The 437-nt window shown below is 45.8% G+C and carries 1 protein-coding gene; it reads right to left on the bottom strand.

Features of this window, described 5'->3' with window-relative positions; all coding sequences use genetic code 11:
• Window positions 1–437, bottom strand: a 437-nt coding sequence (locus tag V6259_RS19650; protein ID WP_341585970.1) for an IS66 family transposase, incomplete at both ends; no start/stop codon positions are given.

Genomic DNA, 437 nt, shown 5'->3' with positions numbered 1-437 from the left:
GCAAACAACCAGTTTTTACGACCAATAACGAAGGGTTTGATCGCCCGTTCGGCTCGGTTGTTATCAATGTTGATTCGCCCATCGGTTAGGTAAACGGTGAGTTTGTCCCATTGATTGAGGTTATATTGGATCGCTTTGCCTAAGAGTGTTTTTGGCGGCACTTGTTGAACGGACTTTTCGAGCCATGCTTTGTACGTCGCTAATATAGCAGGCACTTTTTCTTGTCGAACTTTGAGAACGCCTTCTGTTGTGTTCTGTTGCTTGGCTAATGCTTCGACGGCATACAGTTTTTTAATGTGATTAATCGCTACGGTTGCTTTGCCCGATTTGCCTTTGGGCATGCCTTTTTCCGCTTCAATAAATTTTCGACGTGCGTGTGCCCAGCAACCGGCCAGCGTTGCGTTTGTTGATTCATAAGCTTGGTAGCCATCCACATT

The organism is Marinomonas sp. TI.3.20 (assembly GCF_038155025.1).
GTDB lineage: Bacteria > Pseudomonadota > Gammaproteobacteria > Pseudomonadales > Marinomonadaceae > Marinomonas > Marinomonas flavescens.
This window is presented reverse-complemented; position numbering and strand designations above follow the sequence as displayed.